The sequence below is a fragment of the Flavilitoribacter nigricans DSM 23189 = NBRC 102662 genome (assembly GCF_002646595.1).
Taxonomy (GTDB): domain Bacteria; phylum Bacteroidota; class Bacteroidia; order Chitinophagales; family Saprospiraceae; genus Flavilitoribacter; species Flavilitoribacter nigricans.
Genome location: NZ_PDUD01000022.1, coordinates 209,705 through 230,748, shown reverse-complemented (window position 1 = coordinate 230,748; position 21,044 = coordinate 209,705). Strand labels below are relative to the sequence as shown.

The 21,044-nt window shown below is 48.7% G+C and carries 17 protein-coding genes; 6 read left to right on the top strand and 11 right to left on the bottom strand.

The window, feature by feature from the left end; translation table 11 throughout:
* Window position 1: 1 nt before the first annotated feature.
* The gene (locus CRP01_RS17520) at window positions 2-1,174 is read right to left on the bottom strand and encodes a S8 family peptidase (protein WP_099151375.1); all 1,173 of its coding nucleotides are present in this window, start codon (window positions 1,172-1,174) and stop codon (window positions 2-4) included.
* Window positions 1,175-1,190: 16 nt separating this feature from the next.
* Window positions 1,191-2,615, bottom strand: a complete 1,425-nt coding sequence (locus CRP01_RS17515; protein ID WP_099151374.1) for a hypothetical protein — start codon at window positions 2,613-2,615, stop codon at window positions 1,191-1,193.
* A gap of 149 nt (window positions 2,616-2,764) precedes the next feature.
* Here CRP01_RS17515 and CRP01_RS17510 point away from each other — a divergent pair, with 149 nt between their 5' ends.
* Window positions 2,765-4,234, top strand: coding sequence for a hypothetical protein (locus tag CRP01_RS17510; protein WP_099151373.1), 1,470 nt, complete (start codon window positions 2,765-2,767; stop codon window positions 4,232-4,234).
* A 52-nt stretch (window positions 4,235-4,286) separates the two neighbouring features.
* Here the strand turns inward: CRP01_RS17510 and CRP01_RS42335 are convergent, their stop codons facing one another.
* A complete protein-coding gene (locus CRP01_RS42335) occupies window positions 4,287-4,427 on the bottom strand; it encodes a hypothetical protein (RefSeq protein WP_170110416.1) in 141 nt (46 codons plus the stop codon).
* Window positions 4,428-4,833: 406 nt separating this feature from the next.
* Between CRP01_RS42335 and CRP01_RS17505 the strand changes: the two genes are divergently transcribed.
* The 3 genes from CRP01_RS17505 to CRP01_RS17495 all read left to right on the top strand — a co-directional run bounded on the left by CRP01_RS17505 (window position 4,834) and on the right by CRP01_RS17495 (window position 6,915).
* A complete protein-coding gene (locus CRP01_RS17505) occupies window positions 4,834-5,313 on the top strand; it encodes an RNA polymerase sigma factor (RefSeq protein WP_170110415.1) in 480 nt (159 codons plus the stop codon).
* A gap of 132 nt (window positions 5,314-5,445) precedes the next feature.
* On the top strand, window positions 5,446-6,174 hold the full coding sequence (locus CRP01_RS17500) for a tetratricopeptide repeat protein (RefSeq protein WP_143473424.1): 729 nt from the start codon (window positions 5,446-5,448) through the stop codon (window positions 6,172-6,174).
* Window positions 6,175-6,210: 36 nt separating this feature from the next.
* On the top strand, window positions 6,211-6,915 hold the full coding sequence (locus CRP01_RS17495) for a hypothetical protein (RefSeq protein WP_143473423.1): 705 nt from the start codon (window positions 6,211-6,213) through the stop codon (window positions 6,913-6,915).
* A 10-nt stretch (window positions 6,916-6,925) separates the two neighbouring features.
* On the opposite strand, the gene CRP01_RS17490 is transcribed toward CRP01_RS17495, so the two are convergent.
* The 6 genes from CRP01_RS17490 to CRP01_RS17465 form a co-directional block, all read right to left on the bottom strand.
* Window positions 6,926-9,823, bottom strand: coding sequence for a CHAT domain-containing protein (locus CRP01_RS17490; protein WP_143473422.1), 2,898 nt, complete (start codon window positions 9,821-9,823; stop codon window positions 6,926-6,928).
* Between the two features lie 71 nt (window positions 9,824-9,894).
* A complete protein-coding gene (locus CRP01_RS17485; RefSeq protein WP_099151368.1) occupies window positions 9,895-10,677 on the bottom strand; it encodes a LytR/AlgR family response regulator transcription factor in 783 nt (260 codons plus the stop codon).
* Between the two features lie 57 nt (window positions 10,678-10,734).
* Window positions 10,735-11,889, bottom strand: coding sequence for a sensor histidine kinase (locus CRP01_RS17480; RefSeq protein ID WP_099151367.1), 1,155 nt, complete (start codon window positions 11,887-11,889; stop codon window positions 10,735-10,737).
* A 375-nt stretch (window positions 11,890-12,264) separates the two neighbouring features.
* Window positions 12,265-13,626: an APC family permease gene (locus CRP01_RS17475; protein ID WP_233752703.1), complete on the bottom strand. Its 1,362-nt coding sequence runs from the start codon at window positions 13,624-13,626 to the stop codon at window positions 12,265-12,267.
* Window positions 13,627-13,937: 311 nt separating this feature from the next.
* Entirely contained in the window at window positions 13,938-16,058 is a 2,121-nt protein-coding gene (metG, locus tag CRP01_RS17470) for a methionine--tRNA ligase (protein ID WP_099151365.1), read from the bottom strand.
* Between the two features lie 312 nt (window positions 16,059-16,370).
* Complete coding sequence (locus CRP01_RS17465) at window positions 16,371-16,553, bottom strand: hypothetical protein (protein ID WP_099151364.1); 183 nt, start codon at window positions 16,551-16,553, stop codon at window positions 16,371-16,373.
* Window positions 16,554-16,982: 429 nt separating this feature from the next.
* On the opposite strand from CRP01_RS17465, the gene CRP01_RS17460 reads away from it, so the two are divergent.
* On the top strand, window positions 16,983-17,282 hold the full coding sequence (locus CRP01_RS17460; RefSeq protein ID WP_099151363.1) for a S1 domain-containing protein: 300 nt from the start codon (window positions 16,983-16,985) through the stop codon (window positions 17,280-17,282).
* Between the two features lie 329 nt (window positions 17,283-17,611).
* Here the strand turns inward: CRP01_RS17460 and pxpB are convergent, their stop codons facing one another.
* Together pxpB and CRP01_RS17450 are read right to left on the bottom strand one after the other, a co-directional pair.
* Window positions 17,612-18,301, bottom strand: a complete 690-nt coding sequence (gene pxpB / locus CRP01_RS17455) for a 5-oxoprolinase subunit PxpB (RefSeq protein WP_099151362.1) — start codon at window positions 18,299-18,301, stop codon at window positions 17,612-17,614.
* A gap of 81 nt (window positions 18,302-18,382) precedes the next feature.
* Complete coding sequence (locus CRP01_RS17450) at window positions 18,383-19,138, bottom strand: 5-oxoprolinase subunit PxpA (protein WP_099151361.1); 756 nt, start codon at window positions 19,136-19,138, stop codon at window positions 18,383-18,385.
* 184 nt (window positions 19,139-19,322) lie between these two features.
* Here CRP01_RS17450 and CRP01_RS17445 point away from each other — a divergent pair, with 184 nt between their 5' ends.
* A complete protein-coding gene (locus CRP01_RS17445; RefSeq protein WP_099151360.1) occupies window positions 19,323-21,038 on the top strand; it encodes a GMC oxidoreductase in 1,716 nt (571 codons plus the stop codon).
* The last annotated feature ends 6 nt before the right edge of the window (window positions 21,039-21,044 follow it).

Sequence of the window (21,044 nt, the reverse complement as noted above, 5' to 3'; positions counted from 1 at the left end):
TTTACATATGATTTATTTCCAATAATAAAGGGTTGAATAGTCGTGATGTCGGTAGCCCTTCGATCGGCTCGCCATCAATTGCCTCTCTCAAGATCTTTTCCCGGATCTCGCCGGCACTTAGATGTGGGTGCATTTGTCGCAACAAACAGGCTAAGCCGCTCAATAAGGCAGTCGCGCTACTGGAGCCGCTCATTCTGTTGGTTATTTCTATAGTCTGATCCACATCACCGGACGTGGTGAGCAGGTCATGACCGGGTACTAATAGGTCCAGTTTTGGATTGATCGTACTGTCGGCCAGTATTCGCTTATTCCGGTCGTATCCGCCAGCCGAAAGGCATTCTTGGAAGAGAGCCGGATAGAATTCCGCAAAGCCACTGGAATTTCCTACTGCTGCAACGATCAACGTATCTTTCTTGTCTACAAGCTTCCGAATGAGCGTTTCCAGGCTTTTGATTTGATCTTCGTAAAGAGACCCTTTGTCCAGACTAATTGATAAGGATAGAACATGAATGGGATTGTCCAATCCGATCAACCATTCTAAAGCAGCGATCAGGTCTTCCGCAACTTTTTTATGATTGGTTCCTTTTCTTCGAAGTATTTTTCCGATAATCAGATTGGCTTCCGGGGCCATACCAAATATGTCATAATTGCCTCTGGCTGCTATGAGGCCGGCACATTGCGTACCGTGCCCTACGGTATCTTTTATATCAGAGGGCTGATCATCAGTGAAATTTTTTCGGGCAAGGATGATGTTCTCGGGTAGATCTTGCTTAAAATGACGGGGAGCGATACCGGAATCGAGGATAGCCACATTCATGTCCTTACCTCTGATGCCTTTTCGCCAGGCCTGTTCAGCTAAATTAAAATCTCCAATAGCCCAATTCATATTTTGCTCACGGTATTTCAGCTGGTTCCAGTCAATATCCTGCCTTGGTCCGAGCTTCTCTACCGATTTAACCCAGCCACCCCAGTAATACCAGTTATTTTCACCACGATACCAAACATCGCTCGTTCTGGTTTCACCATTATAACTATCCCGTAAATTCGGCCCCGGTACCGGCAATGCTTCCACTTCAACGATCTGGCCCTGCCGGACGATACCGAGTACTGTGGAATCATCCATGTGGTCCAGGTTCTCCCTGATTTTCGTATTTGCCTGAAAAACGATCTTCATTTTTTCGCAATTGATATTAGCCTACTGAATTTGCCAATTCGTCTTCAGTGATGGAAGCTCTGTTGGTTTTCTGTTCTTTTTCATTCTTTGGCTTCTTCCCCGCATTCCGGATATTGATCAGCAGTTTCAGCAGATCAAACCAGAAATTAGCTCCCAGAGAGATGGCCAGTGCGGTGATGATCCAGCCGACCATTCGCCGGGCCGTTATTTCGTTGCTGATTGCGGCTAGAGTGACTGTAAATTCTCCGCATTCAATTTCGGTGCGGCTATGAGAGATTCCTGCTTCTCCGGCTTCTGTTGCCTGGCGAATTTCGGTAAGTCTCCGGCTACTGGTCTTTTCCCGGCATTTCCAACCTAGAAAACCATCCAAAGGCCTGAATTCGGTTTCCAGCAATTTTGCTGCCCGGTCCGCCAAACTGTCTAATCGGTTAGAATCCTTGGGAATAATACCGGTGAAAGATTCCGCGGAAGTGTAATTTTCAAGAAAGGTATTAGCCTGCTCCACCACGGCGATCCTTTCGCTGGGATTTGCTTGTAGGTAATCATAGATCCGGATCGCGTCGGCGTCCATACCGATAGCCAGGATCATACCGATCACCAGCAAAACGAACTGGACCCGACGCTTGTACCAGCCTGTAACCCGGGCCATCATGTCATCGTACTTTTGCTTGAATTCGACTTTGGCCTTTTGCTGTTCTTTAGCCGATACGACCGGTTGGAGGATAAGCCGCTCTTTAGGGGTTGATTTTATCTCCGAAAGTGTTGGTTGTAAAATGGTGGTCAGATTAGCCTGTAACTCAGGGTCTGAAAGATTGGCGAGCAGTTTATCACGCTGTAGCTTTTTTTTGATCACCGGATGGGTGGAGGGCGCTTTTTCCGCAGAAAAAGACTCCGGATCCAGGTCCTTTTCCCCCTCAATTACCCCTCGCTCCGTAGTTGGCCGGCTACTTTTCGGATCATCAGTTTGGAAAAATTGCCAGATCAGGTAGGTCCACTTGAGTAGCCGGTCGGGAACCATCTGGATGATGGGATGTAGTGTTTGTCTTTGGGGAGCATTCAGATCCTGATCACTGATATCCTGAATGATAGTCAGCACCTGTTCACTGGTCAGATAGGACGGTAAACGCCGGATACCCAGATTGTGGGAAATGTATTTGTGATAGGCCCGACTGTGCAAGCGGATATACCGGGAAACTTTTTTCGTCTGTTCCCTTTCCTGCACGTAAGTGGCTAGTGAAAAGGAATTGATTTTTCCCGTTTCCCTGGCCGGAACATCTTTCTTACCCAGTTGGTCAAGCTCCAGAAACTGGATCATGGCCCGGAGTAAGACCCGGCCCCGGAGAGATAATAAACCGGAGATCAGTTCCTGCAGGATAGTAGCCAGCAGGCTTAATAGTAGAAATACAAAAACGAGGCCGATGATCACTTCCAGGGTACTCATAGTATGGGGTTTAATAGAATATACTGCAAGTTATTTCGGTCCCATTTTTAGTGCAACCAGCAATTTCACTATTTGCCATGACAAAACTTAGGCTTTATTTTTGTATCTTGCTGATGTATAGATGGTTAGGTTGTTAAATTGCCATGAAAATGAAATTTCATGAAGCCAAAGTATTTCAGCTACTCCGGCTGTTAAAAGCAAAGCCATTCAGGAATTTTGGAAAATGGTTACAATCGGATTGGTGCAACACCAACCAAAGATTGATACGGGTATATGATCTGTTGAAAAAATATCATCCGGATTACGATCAGGCCGGGTTGGATAAAAAAGGTCTATTCCAAAAGGTCTATCCGAACAAACCCTATAACGATAAGGTTTTGCGTAATCTTATGGGCGAATTATCCAACCAGGTTCGGGCCTTTTTGATTAACTGCCAATTGCAGCAGGACCAGAACCTCCAGGCCCAGTTATTGATTAGCGCTTTTGCAGAAAAGGGACGTTATGGCTGGATGGAAGAAGAAAGTGAAAGACTAGCCAACAGGATTAAAAAAGAAAAGGTAATACATCGAGCCGATTTTTTGGTACTTACCAAGCTCTATGAGCAACTGTATTATCAGGTGGGGACGACCTATCGCCAAACTCAGGACGGTAGTCCCCTGCAGGAAGCAGAAGCCTGGCTGGATCAGTATTATTTACTAGGAAAATTGAGGTTGGCCAATGAAAAACGCGAGCGGCAATTACGGTTGCAGAGATCCGCTCCGGAATCAATCGGGCTAGACCTGCTCGACGAATTGGCCCGGCACTATCCTAATGCTGCCGTAAAGCTGTACCGGCAGCGGTTGGAGCAACAAATAATGGGCGACCTTGTGCAGTTCGAAACTTTCCACCTGCAATTCCTGACTGTGCAGGATCAATTGGAGACCAGGGATCGCAAAATCTTATTCTATGCCTTACTCAATGATGCATCTCGTCTGCTGAAAACGGGAAATAATGACGTTTTGACGGCTCTGTTTGGTCTTTATAAGTTTGGAGTAGAAAAAGGCATTTTAATTCACAAAAAGCAAATAACGGAGCATACCTTTCTCAATATGATCTCAATTGGTAACTCCCTCAAGGAGTTTGATTATGTGGCGGAGTTTAGGAAAAAATACAGTAGTTATCTGGCAGATGATTTTCGGGTAGATGCCGAGAAATTTGCCAATGCCCATACAGATTATTACCAGGGGCAGTACTTTGCCTGTATGAGAACACTGAAGGATCATGTATTCAGCTCCCGTTTGTTAGTTAACCGCTCCCGAATGCTCCTGCTACAGGCTCATTTTGAATTTTTTCTCGACGATTCCTCTTTTTTCGAAACTTTTCATCATTATGCTTTGGCTTTTGAGGAATATGTGAGGAATGATAAAAGACTGGCCAAAACCGAGATTAAGGCTTTCCGGCGATTTAGCCGTTATGCGCGCCAGCTAGCACAGATATCTACCTACAAGCACCGGGAAGGAGCTCTGAAGAAATTAGCTGACGCCCTGGAAAGGGAGCCCTATATGCAGGGAAAGTTTTGGTTGCTGGAGAAGATCAGACAAATAAAGAAGGGCCACCCGGATACGGGCAACCCTATATAATAAAGTACAATTTGCCTTTGACACTTCGATGGATCTGTATTCCGAATGATCCTTAAAGGCATATTTCTTCTTCGGTAACGATCTGCGTACAGGTATCTTCGTCGCCGTCACCTCCTTTGATCTTTAGTTGTTCGGCATCGTTCAGTTGGTGATCGTTAAATTTTTCCAGATTGAATTTTTCTGTTTGTTGCATGACAGTAAAATTGGGGTCTGCAGTAGCTCAAGGTCTCTGCAGTCCGATTAGAAAATGGATTTGCGATTGCCTGAAAACAGGCAGGGACATTCCATTTCCGTAGTGTCATGCGCGCCGACAACCACGGAACTGCCAGGGCTGCCCAGGGCAGCCGGTTGCAGTTACAGCTGTATAATTGTTGGAATGGAAGAAGGCTTTGCCTTGCAACACCTTGTTAGATGATGTTACAGGTGCAATTAAAAAAGCCTTCATTATATTTATGTTCAAATGATTGAAACATCACCCATAAGGGGCAATTATTTTTTCTTTTTTATTAAGAAGGCCTAACTTACCTATGACAGACCAGGAAAAGATCAATCGAATAAGGCAAAATGATGAGCCGACGATGCGGGCGGTATATCTAGAAATGAGAAAAGTCTTTATCCCATGGATCAACCAGCGGTATCAACTGATCAGTCAGGATGCAGAGGATCTGTTCCATCTGGTGTATACTATTTTCATCGATAATATTTTTAAAGGCAAACTGAAAACACTTAGTAGCTCTCTGAAATCTTACTTTTTTGCTATCGGCAAAAATAAATACCCGGAGATACAGCGACGGAAGATCAGGATCCGGGAAGCAATTGATGAATTTTTATCCGGAATGGATAATTGGGAAGACCCGGTGCAGGAGGAGCTTGAATTTGAGGTAATGGAATCCGCACTAGACGCGTTGGGAGAACCCTGCCGGGAATTACTTACGCTCTATTATTACCAGAATCTATCGGCCCGGCTGATCAGTCAGCAGATGGCCTATAAAAATGAAAGTACAGTCAGGAATCAAAAGTACAAGTGTCTGAAACGCCTGCAGCAGATCTTTCATCGTTTACGTCGACAAGAAGTTTAATACATGGATCGTGATCTACAAATATTGGAAGCATATATCCGGGGCACCCTGGATGAAACAGCCCGGGCGGAGGTAGAGGACCGGTTACAACGGGATCAAGTATTTGCCAGTAACAAAGCGGAAGTAGAACTGATGATCCAAACGATAGAACGAGCGGGAAGGAATGCACTTTTTTCGAGCGTAGAGAGATTCGCGTTGACAGCCGAAGACCAGTCCGGCCTGGGAAAAATGCTCAATGAGCAGGGCCGGAAAGCAGTATTCCAACAAGCTGAACAATGGAACAAAGAGACCAAACGAGTCCGGAACAAGCTGCGATTCGGAACGAAGCAGATACAGCTCGCTGCGGCAACTTTTTTGTTGATTATCGTTTCGGTTTTTCTCATCCGAATGCTTATAAAGAACTCCGGGCCGGAGCAACTGGTAGCTGAGTTCTTTAGTCCTTTTCCAGGAATAGGTTTGGTTAAAGCCGGTAACAACGGTGATAATGCCAAGGACAGCCTGCGGAGTCTGGCCGCCCAATATTATAGTGCTGAAGACTGGGAAAATGCTATTCTGCAATATAATGCTCTAAATGATGGAACTCCGGATAGCCTAAGTTTGTTTTTTTTGGGAAACAGTTATCTGGCCACAGGCGATTACGAGCTTGCCGGACGATCACTCGAGTTATTCCGACCGATGGCGGCCGTATATAATTTATCCGACCCGTCAAACTGGTATCTGGCATTGGCCTATCTTGGGCAGCAGGATGTGGAAAAGGCATCTAAACTGTTGGACGAATTAGCTCAAAAGCAGACGGCCTATGGACGACTTGCCGGGCAACTGATTGTGGAGATAGCTGCGGATCGTCCGGCGCTGGAATAAATTAAACCTTTTTGTTATAATTTTAAAAATCGAATTATGCCCCTATTATCTGTAGAAGGCTGTATTAGTGGCTGTACCCGGAAACCTGATCCACATAACTTTCTCTGGGAAATCAATTGTGGACCCTACTCCAATATTAACTGCTTTGTGACCGATCGTACCCTGCCCGGTTCTACTGTACAGGTCAAATTGTTAATGGCCCATTTACATGTACCCGGAAAATTAATGAAGCGTGTTCGTGTGGAATATGATGGCAATGCAGCTATTATTACTGATGACCATCAGCACATTGGTGAACAATTCAATGGTTTGATGGCAGCTTCCCTTACTGGCCTGGTCGGGCCCAAATTTAAGGGAGACTTCGGGTGCCCTTCCACTTATTCACTCGACGGTTATACAAATGCCCATCGCATGTTATTCCACTTTAACAAGCACTATTTCTTCCCTTTTGTGCTCGATAATGGAAATTCCTTTTTCTTCGCTTTTGAAGATAAGCGTACTGCAGAGAACCTAGTTCTGAAATTTAATTCAATCGGAAAGGATCAGGTATCGATCGGATCGATGAAAACTCCTTTGCTTTACGAGAATATACTAGGTATTTCCTACTCGAAAAATGTTAGTGTAGTGTACGCAAAGCCATTAGCAGATCCTATAGTTGATGATCCCCGGGATTATCGATATTATGAATACATCAGGGAGTATGATCCTTTTACGAATGAGGAGAAGGACATATACGGTTAATGATGTGAAACTACCCTCCACAGTGATAAATTAAAGCCGCCCAGTACCGCGGGTCCAGAAAAAAATCAGCTGATTCATCGAGCAATTTCAGCTTGGCCCGATGCAAGGCTTCGGCCGGTGTAGTAGCCGTTGGCAATTCTGTATACAGATGGTGCACCAGTTGATTGGCGGCCGACTGTTCGATATTCCAGAGTGAAGAAATGACCGCTTTAGCTCCGGATTGGATGAATGATCTCGCAAGACTGTAGGTACCTTCCCCGGCCTGATTGGGGCCATAGGCAGTCTGGCAACTGCTCAGGACTACCAGTTCCGTAGTTAGTCTCAGGGGAGGTATCTCAAAACCGTACAAGGTGTCTATATCATTCCGGAGCTTGCGAAAGTAGATATGATTATCAAAGCGATTCCGGAGGTTAGACCTCGCGTGTAGCGATAGGTGGATAAGGTCATACCCTCCGTTTTGGGCGTACTTCAGGAATTGTGCTTTCCGATTGCCATTACCATAAACAAAACGCGACCCGATCTGCAATCGCACATTGTTTTTAATATCATCCAGCTCTTTCGGTGACCCGGATAAATACGGCAGGTCTTTGATGAAACCGACTACTTCATCACGGTCGTTGAAGGCATAAGCCAGCACTTTTTTGGATCGGTTGCCCTGATAGCTTATGGAATGTAAGTGCTTCCAGTAATTTTTCAACGAATGAGCATACTGGACGCTGAATCTTTTGATCAAAAAAGGGGTATGATGGTCTAACGTTCCGTATGGTTGGACAAGCAAGGTCTCAAAAGGGAATTGATCTAAGCGGTGGCCGGGTATGATCAGTAATTGAGTAATATCACTTAAATAATTTGCTGCCGGGGCAAAATATCCTTCGTAAATTTGATGACTAAGCCCGGTGAATTTTTCAATATCGATTGGAGTATCAGCAAATAAGAGCGTTTTGGCATCCGAAAGCGCGTCGTGGGCCGTCTGGTCAGCAGGAAGGCGCAGGAATAGCGTAGTATCAGAACGAATAAGCAGTAAAAAGTCTTTATGTCCATCATCAAAATATTGCAGGATAGCCTGTTTTGTTCCCCGAAGCTTTTTCTGGATCTCGGCTAGGGACGGGATTTCCTGAAATACCCTGGCTCGATAATATTCGGGGTAGTAAGACGCTATAGACTCGTAGAGCGTCTTTTGCTCGAGTAGTAGATTAGCGAGGGCTCCACTTTCTTCTGAATTAATCACCTTTCGGGAAACCGCACGGATCTTTGCATTTAATTCATCTTCTTTTTTTCTCCAAGTCTCCGAGAGATCATGATTGTCTAACGCTGTACCAATCAGCAGGTCACGGTATAAAAGGGACGATTTGGTTCTTTCCATAAACCGATTGGCCCAGTCCATGTAGTTCCTGCGTGGTTCGGTTTTGTACAATTCATAGGCGATCTCAATAGAATAACTCTGCGCGTAGATCGAATGGATCTGTTCCAGGAAACTACTTATCCCATGTTCGGGGATCGTGGCGAAGGTGTTTTGTACGATCGTATCGGTAAGCTGGCACAGGCGAAATGCCCGTTTGAGTAAGAAACTGTTTTTTTCCTGCTGGTATTGATAGTAGAGATTCTGGATGAGCTGATAGTATGGCACCAGTTGTTCCGGACGTAGGGCAACCTCACGGGAAATAATACGGTCCCACTGATCCTGAGTAGTATCCGGAGGTGCCCCAAGAAGTATCCTCCGCGCACTGTAGTAGCCGGCCGAATCGAAGTGACCAAGATTTCGATACGAATCGGTAAGGATATAGTAAGCCTGCTGGATTAGTTCCCGATCGGCAAAAGGGTTATTTTCGTAATCAGTGAGCAATTTTTTTTGCAGGGATATCGCCCGGCCGTACTGTTGGGTATCGTGATAGAAATTACTGAGGATACGATCGGGCACAATAAATTGCATTTCCACAGGGGAAAAACGACCCGTCAGTTCGTTAAAGTAATGGTGAAAACTATCAACCTGGCCCCGGTAGGAATGATAAAATAACAATTCCCGATAGACTTCCTGCCCACGGAGATCTTGCAGGCAGCATTGTTTCCAAAGCTGATAGGCGCTTTGGAGGAATCGATAACTCTCTTCCCAGTCATTGATTTTTCTTAGGAGTTTACCTTTTAAATTAAGGCATTGCACCAGAAACATCGTATCCGCACGGGAAATGTGCGTCAGTTCCGCAATCACTTTATTTAGGTATCCGATCCCGGATAAGAAGTTGCGCTCCTGACCGGCCAGTTCGGCTCTTAAAAATTCATTATCCAAATGGTGTGCGTACAGGTCCGGAATGTACAGATATTGCCTGGCGGATTTTTCGGCATATAGTTTGGCAGAATCCAGGCTAGTATGGAAAGTGTGATACATTGCCGCGAGTTCACTCTGGGCTTGGGAAATTCGAAGATGCGGAGGAGTATGAAGCCGTTCGTATTGCTGTAATGCGGAATGGAGATAGGTCTTGGCCTCGCGGTAAGCTCCCCGAAACATAGCCCATTTTCCCAGGTTGAACTCATGATCAGCCAATAACCCTAAATGATGGGCCTGCTTTATATCTTCTGCGCGTAAGCAGGAATCAACGAATTCTAAATAAGGCGCTAAAATAACGGTGTCTTTCAGGGATAAAGCGTTACGACTGATCTGGTTGAAGATATAGATACTATCAAAAAGCGTACAGGTGCCGGTTGCCAGGCTTTCCTGGTAGGCCAGATTGGAGGTCGTATATGCGCGTTTCCATTGCAGACTATCTCCCCGTCGTGAATTGGGATTGTTATGTGGGTAATGGGCGAATGAATATCCGACTGGATTGCCAGCCGAAATTTTTTCTTCGGTAGGTGAGGAATAGCATCCCAGGAAAATACAAATAGTCAGTGTGCCAAATATCAATCTTCTCACTGTAAAGGGTTTAGCGGAATAGTCAATGTACTTCAAAGCTCCAAATGAGTAGTCACCTCAGCTAAAACCTCTCAAATCCCCAACCGCTCAAACAAAACATCCTTATACGATTTGCTCACCCGAAAAGTCCGGCCTGTTTTCAGAACGACTTCCACTTCGCTGGCGCTCTTATTCTGGATCTCTTCCAGGTACTGCAAATTAACGATCGTAGACCGGTGGATGCGCAGGAAGAACTGGTCGTCCAGCCGGTCGGACATATTGGCAAGGGATTCCCGAAGCAGGTATTTCTTATCGGCGGTATGGATCTCGATATAATAGCCGGAAGCTTCGATATGGACGATATCCATGATCTCGACAAAAGAGATCTTCCCGGATCCCTTGATGGGAATGGTATTGGAAAAGGCCGGTGAAGTGGCCGGTGATTGCTGATCGCTCAGGTAGGTAAGCAGGGATTTGATCTGATCCGAATGGGCGAGATCGGAAACGGATCTCTTCTGCAGATTAGCTACCGCTTTATCGACGGAGAGAGCAAAGCGCTCTTCCTTAAAGGGTTTCAGCAGGTAGTCAAAGGCAAAGATGTCAAAGGCTTTGATAGCGTACTGGTCGTAGGCCGTTACGAATATGACCAGGGGGAAAATATCGGCATTGATACTTTCCAGTACCTCAAATCCGGTCATATCCTTCATTTGGATATCGAGAAAGATCAGGTCCGGCTCTTCGGTTTCAATGGCGCTAATCGCTTCCTGTCCGTTTTTGCATTCGCCCAGAATGTGCACGTCCAAACGCTGTTCCAGCAGGTGCCGGATCCGGCGGCGGGCCAGCGCTTCATCGTCGATAATCAGGGTGCGAACCATTGGTTATTGCGTAAAAAATGATTTATGAATGATAGATACGGGGAAATAGAACGGGGTTCAACTGGTCAGGACCTCCCGGGATCTCGACACTTCCGTCAGCGGCGACTGCACACTCAGGGCCAGTGGGATCTCAATAAGGTTCATCACCCCGCCTTCCGGTTTGTTGGTGACCGAAAATACCTGTTGATCACCGTAAATGGATTCCAGGCGTTGCTGGGTATTCTGAATGCCGGTACCAGTTTCAAAGATCGTTCCGGCTTCCTGCTGGGGTATGCCCTGTCCGTTATCTTCGATGATCACCTGGAGGCGGTCTTTCAGGCGTTTCAGACGAATGTCGATTCGAAGGCTGGGGTGCTGACGGGAAAATCCGTGCTTAATGGAATTCTCTACCAGGGGCTGCAACAACATGCTCGGGATCTGTACCCGCTTGAAATCGCCCTCCAAGTGCCAGTTGATCTCCAGATCATCCGAGAAACGGGTCTTTTCGATATCCACGTATTTGGACAGTATGGCCAGTTCATCGTCGAGGTTGATCAACTGAACGTCCTTGTGAGCGAGTACATGACGGAGCAGATCGGCCAGATCCACCGTCATGATCTTGGCTTTATGGATATCGACATCCATCAGGGAGGTGATGCTGTTGAGGGTATTGAACAGAAAGTGCGGGTGCAACTGGGATTGCAGCATTTTCAGCCGGGCTTCCAGCAACTGGTTTTCCATTTTGGAGCGGTTGATACGATTGTCCCGGTCGCGCTGCACGTAGTAATAGGCGTAGGTGATAATGGCTGTACAGAGATAAAGCAGGAACAGCTTATCAAAATTCATAAAGAACCAGTACAGGAGATCGAAATTGGCAAAGGCCTCACCGTTGGTCGGTCCGAATAATTTTGAGATCGAGATCAGGGTGACGTACCAGATAAAGGAAACTACCGCCGCGATAAAAAGGTGAATGCCGATGGTCAGTGGCCAGGATTTTTTCTCCAGTAAATAGCGCCGCGTGGTGATCACGATGGCTACCAGAAAAATAAATCCGATGATCCAGGCCAAAAAACGATCCCAAATGGCACCGCCCCAATCCAGCGGCACGCCGTCCATTTGGTGTTGCGCGTAGATCCGGAAAAAAGTAGTGACCTGGCTGAGCGTAAAGACCGCCGTCAGCACCAGGATCAGTTTCAGATCCGACCCGCCCGTTTTTTTTACTTGACCCTGCATATTTTGTCTTTCAGAAACCCCCTCGCTTGTCTTGCAACTTGAGGTAAACTATAAATTTATAGTAAAATTACCATTTCCGCCCCATCGAGTGAAATACTTTGCTGCATCAATCTTGTCATTCAATGCACAAAGCACTCCGTTCACAGCATTGAATGGTATAGAACCATCAGATGTCTTACATTTGGATCAGGAATTCAATGTGGCACTTTTTAATCACCTGACTAAGAAGCTTATGAAGGCGGCGAGTAACGAAGGTTACTCGCCGTTTCTTTTTGTGCGACCCACCAAAGCGGCTAATTATTTCGCTCCCAGACCATCGCCTTTGCCGCCCTTAGCCAACCACTTCTACTTATTATTTTTCAAATGGGTCGATGGTCAGGCCTGTCCCGGATCGATATGACTTCTTTTGATACTCCACCAGTAGGAGATCGCCCCGATGACCAGGTTGCTCAATCCCATCAGGCTTTCGTACGGCTGGTCGATCATCAGATAGATCAGCATCCAGATACTGAAAGCCAGATAGATGATCTGTATCCAGGGATAGCCCGGACTTCTATAATACTGTTTGCTATTGTTTTGCCGGCGACCGATAAAAACGCCCGCAACGGTCAAGGTAGTGAAGAGCTGGAGGACAAAACCGCTGTAGATCAATACCTGCTCGAAAGAACTGGTCAATACCATAAAGAGACTGATCAGGGTCTGGAGCCAGGTGGCCCGCACCGGGATACCATATTGGTTGTCCCGGGCAAAAGACTGCCAGACGCTGTAATCGCTCGCCATGGTACGCGTTACCCGCGGACCTACCCAGGTCATGGCGCTGATACCCGCGATGAGTAATAAGGCGATCAGCCCGCTTACCAACTGCCCGCCCTGAGTGCCGTACATCAGATGGGCAACGATCTGCCCAACTTCCACATTGTTTTGCAACTGTGTTACGCTGGCCTGCCGCAAAAATGCCCACTGCAGCAGTACGAATAAAACACTCACCAGCAGTGTGCCTCCAATGAGCGCTTTGGGTAGATTCAGGCGCGGAGATTTGATCTCATCCACAATGTAGGCCGCCGCATTCCAGCCGGAAAAGGCGTACATCACGTATACAAGCGCTACGGCGTAGCTGGGTGAGAATAATTCATCTTGCCAGCCGCCAGACCAGTCGATCGCGTTTTGATCCGGCTCCATAACGAAAGCACTGACGATAAACAGCAGGACCAGCCCGATCTTAACGATCGTCAAAAAATTCTGGACCCGGCTACTCTGCCGGATACTGTAAGAATGCACAATGGATACCGAGAGGATAGCGAGCGCCGCGATGATCTTCCCGGAAAGCGGAATATAGGCAACCAGATAAGCTCCCATCGCCATGGCGGAAAGCGCCACCGATGCAGCAAATCCGACGGTAAGGGAAACCCAGCCCGACAAATAACCGATAAAAGGGTGATAAAGCTTGGAAAGGAAATGATATTCGCCGCCCGAACGAGGGAAGCGGGTACCCAGTTCCGCGTAACTGAAAGCACCGAAAAGGGAGATCAAGCCGCCGAAGACCCAAAGAGAAAGTACCGCCCAGGTATTCTGTAGCGACTGCAATTGCAGACCGAGGCTGGTGAAGGCACCAGTTCCGATCATGTTTGCTACCACAATGGCCGCCGCACTGCTCCAGCCGATCTTTTTCATGACGGGTGGTGGAGTACCTTTGGCCCTGGGTCGCACAATTACTTTTTTAGGCAGGGTACTTTTCATAGTTATTCGTAAAGCTACGTGCTTTTTAGCGGGCAAGCGGGCTTTACACATTGATTAACGTAAGAATAACACGGGAGGTGCGTAGTAGAAGTTAAAGCGGCGTTAAACGAAGACATAAGGGGAGAATGAATAATTGCGGCCGATACCTCTCAGCTCCGCCTGAAATTTTTGTATCTGCTAAAGAAATTGGAAAGGCTCGATCAGAATAGCGTCAACACGAGATTAAAAAGATAGGCCATGATGGAACGGTGAACTGTTAAGCAAAACTACCGTCGCTAAAACAGCTCACCGATCAATATTATATGGATATATCATCGAACGGTCCAACCGTTGCCGAATCCGTCTTCCGGACTGACAAATACCAGTTTACCGTCTGCATTTTCGGCCATCAGGATCATACCCTGGCTGAGGATGCCCCGCAATTTTCGGGGGGCCAGGTTTGCCACCAGTACGACCTGTTTGCCGACAATCTCTTCTGCTTTATAGTGTTCGGCAATTCCCGATACTACCGTCCGCTGCTCGGAGGCCAGATCGACGGATAATTTAAGCAGCTTATCCGCCTTGGGTACTTTTTCGGCGGCGGTGATGGTGCCGGTGCGCAGGTCCAGTTTTACAAAATCATCGAACTGGATCTCCGGTTTCATAGGTTCGCGTTCCGGGCCGCGCTCTGCCGCCAGGATAGCTTCCAGTTTCTCTTTCTGCCGGTTGATGATCTCCAGCCGACTGGTATCCTTACGATCGTGGATCTTCGGAAACAGTACTTCCGGCTCCCCGACCCGGTGGTTGGCGGGCAGCAGGGATTCGCCCGCTTTCAATTTGCGGAGCACTTCCGTCAGGTCCCCATTTTCCAGCGGAGGCAGGTTCAATTGCTTGCGTACCCGCGGAGAGGTAAACGGAATAAATGGCTCACAGAGCGCACTGATCAGGGTAGCAATCTGTAAGCTCACATAAATGCATTCCTTGATGAGCGGACTGTCCGGTTCGGTTTTCCAGATCTTCCAGGGCGAAACGTCCTGCAGGTAAGTGTTGCCGTAAGAAGCCAGTTCGATCAGATAGAGTCCGGCCTGTTTGAAACTAAATGCTTCTATTTCGGCGGTCAGCTTATCCGTCAGCTCGATGGCTCCCTGGATAGCGTCGCTGACACCGGGCTGTACCTCCGGTACCTGCCCGTCGAAGTATTTGTTGGTCAGCACGATCACCCGGTTCAGGAAATTGCCGAGCTTATCGGCCAGTTCCTTATCGTGGTAATCCACGTATTCGTCCCATTTGAAATCGCTGTCCCGGTTTTCGGGTAGGTTCCGCAACAGGGCGTAGCGCAGGGCATCTTCCTTATTGGGGAAATCCGCAAATTCATCCAGATAGGCGTGTTGTTCAATCCCCCAGCCTTTGGATTTGGAAAACTTCTGGCCTTCAAAATTCAGGAACTGATTGGCCGGTACATTCTGCGGCAGAACATAACCGCCGTAAGCCCGCAGCAGAGCCGGGAAGATGATGCAGTGAAATACGATATTGTCCTTACCGATGAAGTGGATCAGGGCCGTGTCTTCGTCCCGCCAGTATTGCTCCCAGTCGGTGCCGTTCTCCAGCGCCCACTGTTTGGTGGAGGAAATATAGCCGATCGGTGCATCGAACCAGACGTACAGTACCTTGCCCTCCGCACCTTCCAGCGGAACGGAGATCCCCCAGTCGAGATCCCGGGTGATGGACCGGGGCTGCAGACCGTTATCCAGCCAGCTCAGGCACTGACCGATCACGTGTTTTTTCCAGTTATCCGGATTGTGGTGCTGTTCGCCGTCCAGTTTTCCGGTGGCGATCCATTCCCGCAGCCAGGCTTCGTGCTCATCGAGTTTGAAATACCAGTGCTGGGTTTCCCGCAGTTCCGGCTTTTTGCCGCTTAGCGTCGATACCGGATCGATCAGTTCGATCGGGGAGAGGTCGGAACCACAGTTTTCACACTGGTCGCCGTAAGCTTCTTCGTGCCCACACCGGGGACAGGTACCCTTAATGTATCGATCGGCCAGGAACTGATCAAAATCCGCATCGTAGTATTGCTTGGTAGTGCGCACTTCGAACTCATCGCCCTTTTCGTGTAGGCGCAGGAAAAAATCCTGACTGGTCTCGTGGTGCAGCTGGGCGCTCGTCCGGTGGTAATAGTCGAAGGAAATACCCAGTTTTTTAAAGGTAGCCTTATTGAGTTCGTGGTATTTGTCGATGATCTCTTTGGGGCTGATGCCTTCTTTCTTGGCCCTCATGGTGATGGCCGCTCCGTGTTCGTCCGAACCGCAGACCCAAACTACATCTTTGCCCAGGAGACGGAGGTAACGTACGTATATATCAGCCGGCAAATAAGCACCGGCGAGATGGCCTAAATGCAGCTCCCCGTTGGCGTAGGGAAGTGCAGAAGTAATCAGATATCTTTTTGGTTGATCCATGTAAGTATAACATTAGAGTCGCTTATGCAACGAATGCCGCGAATATAAAGAGAAATATTTGGTAATTGATGGATGTGTCCGACCGCTGATCCATAAGTTAGCTTACGTTCGGGGATCAGAACGGATCACGATATACAGATAATATAGATCATACTACTGTATACTGTACATTTTTTCAAAATGGGTCGAGCAGGTGACCAGGATACTCTGAGCAAGGGAGAAAAGCAATGCTCTTTCCCCGTCACCCGATCTTCTGGTTTCCCAGTCTTTCTCATTTGGTAGAGTAGTATGAATATGGATATTACAGAGGGATCAACCCTCCATTCGACGGATGTGCAGGATATTTTGGGTAGGAATAGGCAGGCCGTTCTCAAAAACGGCAATTTCCAGCGGAGGCTGCTGCTGGGTGAAAACATCCCGGATGATCCCCTGCTTGGTGACTACCTTGCCCAGTTCGGTCCGGTACACCAGTTGGCAGTTGACCTTTTCGGTCACTACTGCTTTCAGGTCAATATGGATGGAGGTTGTTTTCAGTTTTGGTAAATTTTATAAGTGTTGCCCGGCGGTTTTTCCATGGTATGCAGCTAATCTTATTCGAGGAATGCTCTGGCAAAAATTGAACTTAGAGCATTTGTCCGATGACTAAAAAAAGGGCATCCACATCATGTCCGGCTTCTTGGTGGCCAATTAATAACAATTGATAAACTGTTGCAAGAGTGAAAAAGTTCCGGAAGTATTGTACTCGCTATCCGCTCCCGCCGGAAAAAACGCATCTTACCTTCGCAATTCTGCCATAGCATATTGGTAAAACCAGGCAGAGAATAAATGCTTTGAATAGTAAGCCGTTGAACGACACAGCCATCTTCCCGCACTGATGATCATGCGGACTGATTCAAGATGATTGCTCGCAAATAGCCGATAAGTATGAAAAGAGTCTTCACCCTCCGAAAAGGGACCGTCACCGAAGTTAAAGGCCCGGGTCTTTATCTGGTTCAGGATACATTAAATGGGAATAATATTATCACCAGCATCCCGGCCAAAATGGTAGTAGCGGGAAAAAGCCTGGTACCGGGAGCATTCGTCTACGTGGTCGTTTCTCCCGCCGACCTGCTTCGGGGCCGGTTATTTACTTCCGCTGACCTGAAAACGGAATACGCACAACAGTTGGTGCGTGACCGGCAGCATCTGGATCGGGGGGAAGATCCTCTGAACTTCCGTAAGTAGCACCTAGTGGGAAAAAAACGGCGAGCTCATTGCCAGGCAGACGGTGGGTCTTGAGGGAGGGTCCCATCCCTGGCCTCCACCGCCGGCCACCGAACCCAATCCCGTAGAACAGGCACAAGAACTTCCCTGCTCCCGAGGCCGCCGGGGCCGCAAAAGTCCGTAAAATTAATTCTGTCCCCCAACCGGATCCATCGTCGTAGGAACAGCCTAATTGTAAAGCAATCTAATACTGAGTGTAGGGAAAAAAACGTCGAATGGTTCAGGGTGAAGCAAGACGCGTCACCGTTGCATGGGTGAAGATAGTATAAAAAAGTTTGTAATTTAAAATTTCACAACTTATTTTTTAATTCCTCGTATTCATCCGATCCAATTGCTTTAAACTGCACTTCGTCCCCGGCCCGCAATAAAAAAGGCTCTTCCCGGCTGGGATCGAATACCTGCAGGGGAGTACGTCCAATGATTTGCCAGCCGCCCGGAGATTCGATCGGATAGATGCCCGTCTGTAATCCCGCCAGGGCAACGGAACCCGCCGGTACCCGCAATCGGGGCGTTTCCTTACGGGGAGCCTCCAATACACTGGGAAGAGAGCCAAGGTAAGGGAAGCCCGGCATGAAGCCCAGCATGTATACCCGGAATAGTGTGCCTGTATGCAGCTGGATGATGTGGGATGGATCGAGGCCGGTACGTTGGCACATCCATTCCAGATCGGGAGCGAAGGCGCCCTCGTAGCAAACCGGGATCTCCACCTGCCTGTTGGTCGGGGTTGCAGCGACAGGATCCGAGCTTTTGGATCGGATCGACTGGATCTGGTCGCAGAGTTGTTCGTAAGTGATCCGATCGGGATGAAAACCGACCGTCAGCGAGCAATAGGCCGGGATACTGAACTGAATACCTTCGATCTTTGCCGCCGCAATAGCCCGGTCCAGGCGGACTACATCCGTATTGATCGCCGGATCAATCCGTTGTTCCCAACGAATGAGCAGGGCACGATCTCCGTAGGTGTGGAAGTGGATTTTCATCGGTAGTGTGAATTTGTTAGTGGTTAAATCGGTAAAACGGGCTTTTAGGGATGGCAAAGCTCTCTGCGAATGGAGCTGCCGCTAATTTTTCAGCGTGATTCCAAAAATCCGATAGATCGCCTGCAGAATGCTGACCGCAGCGGGATTATCCCCGTGGATACAAAAACTGTCGGCCTGTAAATTCATCCGCTTTCCCGAAATGGTCTTTAGCTGTCCTTCCTGGACTACACTTCGCACCTGCTCTGCCGCTGCGGCCGGATCGTGGATGACGGCGCCTTCGGTATCCCGGGGCACCAGTTGTCCCGCATCGGTGTAGCGCCGGTCGGCAAAAGCTTCCGCAATGAAGGTCATACCGGCGGATTCGACCGCTGCTTTGACGGCACTGCCGGCCAGTCCCATCACCGCCAGTTCCGGATCGATGGATCTGATCCCGTCGATCACGGCCGCCGCTTCTTCCGGATCCTTCACCATGCTGTTGTACAGGGCTCCGTGGGGTTTGACGTAGGCGAGGGTGCCGCCGGCGCTTTCCACCATGCCTTTCAGTGCGGCCACCTGGTATTTAACGATCGCCCGCAATTCCTGCACCGGGATCTGCATCTTACGCCGGCCGAAACCCATCAGATCGGGATAGGAGGGATGGGCGCCGATCCGGAGTTGGTGCTCCATCGCCTTCTGAATGGTGCTTTCCAAATGCAGGGGATCACCGCCGTGAAAACCACAGGCGATATTACAGGAAGTGAGGTAGGGGAAAAGAGCGTCATCGTTGCCGATCTCAAAACGGCCGTAACTTTCCCCGAGATCACAGTTGAGGTCAAATTGAAGTGCTGGCTGGTCCATACGGTTTTAAATCTTTTAGCGGATGTTGTGAATATCAGAATTTTGCGTCAAATGATAGGAGCCCGAAGGATGAAAAGCTTCTTTTTGTTACGCTTTGGCATGTCTGCCGGATTCCATTTTTTGTTTCCACATTACCGCTACAGGAAAAGATTTTCTAATTTTCCGATCAAATAATTTGATTGATATGCAAATAATGGGATCCTCCAAAGAATATGATGCTATCATAGTAGGCTCTGGAGCAGGCGGTGGAATGGCCGCAAAAGTATTATCAGAAGCAGGGCTGAATATTGCCATCGTGGAAGCGGGGCCGTTTTTCGATCCTGCGGCACCTGAACAACAAACTCAATTGAAATGGCCCTGGGAGTCGCCACGGCGCGGCGCGGGCTCTACCCGGGCTTTTGGAGAATTTGATGCCGCCTACGGCGGTTGGGAGATCGATGGCGAGCCTTACACCCGCATGCCGGGTACCCGTTTCGACTGGTTCCGTTCCCGCATGCTGGGAGGACGTACCAATCACTGGGGGCGTATCTCGCTGCGGTTCGGTCCTACGGACTTCAAGCACAAAGATGTGGACGGTCTGGGTGAGAACTGGCCGATCAGCTACGAGGATGTAAAACCCTATTATGATAAGGTAGACAAACTGATCGGGGTGTTTGGCACCAAGGAAGGAATGGCGAACGAACCGGACGGATTTTTCCTGCCGCCGCCCAAGCCGCGTTTGCACGAATTGTACTATATCAAAGGTGCGCGTAAGGCCAATGTGCCGGTTATCCCGGCCCGTCTTTCCATTCTCACCAAACGGATCAACGAAGATCGCGGCGTCTGCTTCTATTGCAGTCAGTGTAACCGGGGCTGCTCCGTTTATGCGGATTTCTCAGCGGGTACGTGTCTGATCTTCCCGGCCCAGAAAAACGGCGGTCAGATCGATCTGTATACCGAATCCATGGTGCGGGAAGTGACGACCAACGATGAAGGTCTGGCTACTGGCATTTCCTACGTCAACAAAAAAGATCGTAAAGAATACCAGCTCAAAGGAAAGGTAGTTGTTCTGGCGGCTTCGGCCTGCGGATCGGCCCGGATCCTGCTGAATTCCAGGTCGGCCCAGCACCCGAACGGACTGGGTAACAGCAGTGGTGTGATGGGGAAACACCTGCACGATTCTACCGGTGCCAGCCGTTCAGCTTTCGTACCGGCTCTGATGGATCGCGAAACCTACAACGAGGACGGGGTAGGGGGGATGCACGTCTATACGCCCTGGTGGCTCGATAACAGAAAACTCGACTTTCCCCGTGGTTACCACATGGAGATCTGGGGTGGCCTGGGGATGCCTTCCTACGGCTTCGGCTTCAACGCCACCGATATGAATAAACTCGTGGGCAAGGAAGTAGGCGGCTATGGTTCCAAACTGCGGGACGATGTGAAGCGTCACTACGGTGCCGTGATGGGCATCTCCGGACGTGGGGAGTGTATTGCCCGCGAGGACAATTACTGCGAGATCGATCCCAATGTAGTAGATGAATGGGGGATTCCCGTGCTGCGGTTCAACTATACCTGGTCCGACCACGAGCGCAAACAGGCCAAACACATGCACGACACCTTCGAGGAGATCTTCCACGCCATGGGTGCTACGCCGCTGGGCAACAAGCCGTCTGATCCCGATAACGGACTGGCTGCTCCCGGCCGGATCATCCACGAAGTGGGTACGACGCGGATGGGATCGAATCCCCGCACCTCCGTTACCAACGAATACGAGCAGTTGCACGATGCCAAGAACGTATTTGTGGTAGACGGCGGCCCCTTCGTTTCTCAAGCCGACAAGAACCCGACCTGGACTATTCTGGCCCTGTCCTGGCGGACGTCGGATTATATTATTGACCAGCTCAAAAAGCAAAATATCTAAGCAATT